Source organism: Streptomyces sp. NPDC048111, from assembly GCF_043202815.1.
GTDB lineage: Bacteria > Actinomycetota > Actinomycetes > Streptomycetales > Streptomycetaceae > Streptomyces.
Genome location: NZ_JBIDBD010000070.1, coordinates 1 through 2690, shown reverse-complemented (window position 1 = coordinate 2690; position 2690 = coordinate 1). Strand labels below are relative to the sequence as shown.

The window sequence follows — 2690 nt, the reverse complement described above, 5'->3', positions numbered from 1 at the left end:
ATCCGGCGGTCAAAGGCGAAGGTTGATAAGCCATCCCGACAGCCTCCCACCTACACCGCCAGCACACCCACCGAACTTACGAAAAGATCAGTAGGCAGGTCGTGCACGTCGGCATCCTCGCAGCGGTCGGCCCTGGCCTTCTCTACGCTCGCGTTGAGGGCGGCCATGAGGTCGACGACGGTGCCAGCCAGCTCCGTCGTCTCCTCGACCGGGCGGGGCTCGCGGTGCTTGGTCTTGGCGGTCAGGAGCTCCTCGACCGCCTCGCGGTAGTGGTCGCTGTAGTCGCTGATGTCGTCTCGGGCCATAAATTCCAGCAGCTGGATCGCGGCGTCGACCTCGTCGTTGGTCAGGTCGACCGGGCCGGGCGGGGTTGCGGACCTCGTCGTTCTAGCGCATCGCGTGCAGCGCGATCGTCCGGTCGACGACGCGCAGCAAGCCGAGCCGTTCCCTGCCGTGCCAGGCGAATTTGGCGACGGCGACCTTGCTGGAGCGCTCCAGGGCCTGGCGGAGAAGGGTGTAGGGCTTGGCGGCGACCTGGCCGTCGGCTTTACCGACCGTGGAGCTGACCATATGAGCTCTGAGCTGTGGCGATGCGTCGCGGACATGTCTGAGACGCCTTCGATAGTCTCTCCAAGGCTCGGATCGTGAGCTGGTGGTACGTCGGGGAGGATGAACGTGTCTGGTGAGCGGCTCGACTCGGAATGGGTGCGAGGTTGGTGCGAGGAGACAACTGCTGCGCTCGAGACCGTGATGTCATCGTTTATGCAGACGCATGGGTTCCCACCCGGCGACAACGCCGTCATTCTCGCCACCGATGCGAGCAGCAAGGCGACGGACGCCCTTGTGAACCTGACGCCGATTCCCTCGGACCTCACGACCCTCTACTGGGTGATTGGCGAGGCCTCCTTGCCGGATGTCGAGCACGGATACTTCATTCACTCGGCCTCGACGGTTGCTGACCACTTCCGCGAATACGGCGCTGTCCAGGTTAATGACGATCCGTCGGCCATCGTGTTCGCCAGTGACGGCGGTGGCCATCTGTTCGCAGTGGCAAGCAGCGGCCGAGTCTGGAGGTCGATCACGGCATCCTGGTTCGACGATTTCGAGGTTGCCGCAGAGTCCGTCCAGAGGTTCCTTGAGCAGGTCGGCCATAGGGTCGCTGCCCGAAACTGACTAAGGCTTGTCCCGTAACTGATCTTGGAGGGGCTGAAGGCGGGGCCGATCGAGTTCGGTCCGTTCGCCTATCCAGCGAGGGCGAGGTTGTGCAGGCGGGCAATGCCGCTCATGGCGTGATGGACACCGTCACCCCTGAGACGGCAATCGCCCAGGATCTTCCAGTTCTTCACGCGGGCAAAGACGTGCTCGACGCGGGCCCGGACTTGTTTGTGGGACTTGTTGTGCGCCTGCTTCCAGTCGGGCAGTTCCTCGCCTTTGCGGCGCCGGTGGGTCATCACGAGTCCGGTGCCCGGGTAGCTGCCGTCGGCAATCGTCATGGTGTTGCCCACGGCGGCCTTCGCACCGGATTCCTCCCATGCCTTGCAGTCGTTGCGGTTGCTGGGCGGGGGCCGGCCGACCAGGACAACGAGCCGGGTATCGGCGTCGATGACGACCTGGTGATTGGTGGAGTACCGATAGTTCTTGGACTGCTCCGCCACGGTGTGGTCCCAAGTGGGTACCTGGGTGCCATCCACGATGAGCACGGTGTCCTTGCAGACCCTCTTGCGGGCCGCGAGCGCGAGCATTGGGCCGAGATGGTCGATGACGCGGTCTGCAGCCGACTTCGAGACCGCGAACAGCGGGGCAAGCTGGCGCATCGTCAAGTTCGTGCGCCAGTACACCGCGATCAGCAACGCTCGGTCCTCCAACGGAAGCCCCCCATGGGCGCCCCTTGCGGATCGCGTCCGCTCCGTCGCGCCGCAGCGCGGTCACCAGCTTGGCGAACTGGCGCGGGCTCAGCCCAGTGAACGGGCCTATCCAAGACGGCTCTGACGCCGTGATCACACCAGCCACACCATGATCATCCCACCTGCCAGATCGGGCCGAAGAGCTGTCAGACCTCTGGGATGAAGGACGGCGCGATGCCCATGGCGGCGACACCCGCGCGCACGGAACGGTCGAACTGCTTGAGTTCCGCGACAAGGACATCCCAGGCGACGGGGGAGGCCCAGAAGTCGGGTGTGAGGTTGGAGCCAATTCGCCAGCCCTCGTCGGAGCCCACGATGCGGATTAGTCCCGCACATGCCTGCATCGAGTCGAGCTCGAAACCCTCCCGGCCGGTGGCCGGAATCTGGAGCCAGAGTGCCAGGTGGTACGCCAGCTCGGCCACGGGGAACGCCCTCTCGGACCACACCACCTTCCCCTCTTCCCAGATGGACAGCTCTGCCTCGATGTCGAGGAGAAGCACTTCCAGGGGAGCGTCGTGCGGGGCGAGGCCGCGCCGTGGCAGATCAGACAGTCCAAAGTTCCGGCAGACGAACCGCACCACTCGGCCTCCATCAAATCCGAGGCCCACTACACCTCCAGGCCATCCAAATGCGGACAACCGTACCAAGTCGTGCCAGTCGCTCGGCTCGGCGCACTATTTGCGGGACAGTCCTTACTGATCTTTTCGTAAGTTCGGTGGGTGTGCTGGCGGTGTAGGTGGGAGGCTGTCGGGATGGCTTATCAACCTTCGCCTTTGACCGCCGGAT

2 protein-coding genes and 2 pseudogenes are annotated in these 2690 nt (G+C 64.3%); 1 reads left to right on the top strand and 3 read right to left on the bottom strand.

Translation table 11 applies throughout. The features are described 5' to 3' along the window. Positions 1-95: 95 nt before the first annotated feature. A pseudogene (locus tag ACGF3I_RS35225) lies at positions 96-543 on the bottom strand (Ku protein); the annotation flags it as partial. 126 nt (positions 544-669) lie between these two features. Here ACGF3I_RS35225 and ACGF3I_RS35220 point away from each other — a divergent pair. Further along, positions 670-1173: a hypothetical protein gene (locus ACGF3I_RS35220; protein WP_393139413.1), complete on the top strand. Its 504-nt coding sequence runs from the start codon at positions 670-672 to the stop codon at positions 1171-1173. A 68-nt stretch (positions 1174-1241) separates the two neighbouring features. On the opposite strand, the pseudogene ACGF3I_RS35215 reads toward ACGF3I_RS35220, so the two are convergent. Further along, a pseudogene (locus ACGF3I_RS35215) lies at positions 1242-2010 on the bottom strand (transposase). A 40-nt stretch (positions 2011-2050) separates the two neighbouring features. Continuing rightward, complete coding sequence (locus ACGF3I_RS35210; RefSeq protein ID WP_393139411.1) at positions 2051-2404, bottom strand: hypothetical protein; 354 nt, start codon at positions 2402-2404, stop codon at positions 2051-2053. Positions 2405-2690 lie beyond the last annotated feature (286 nt).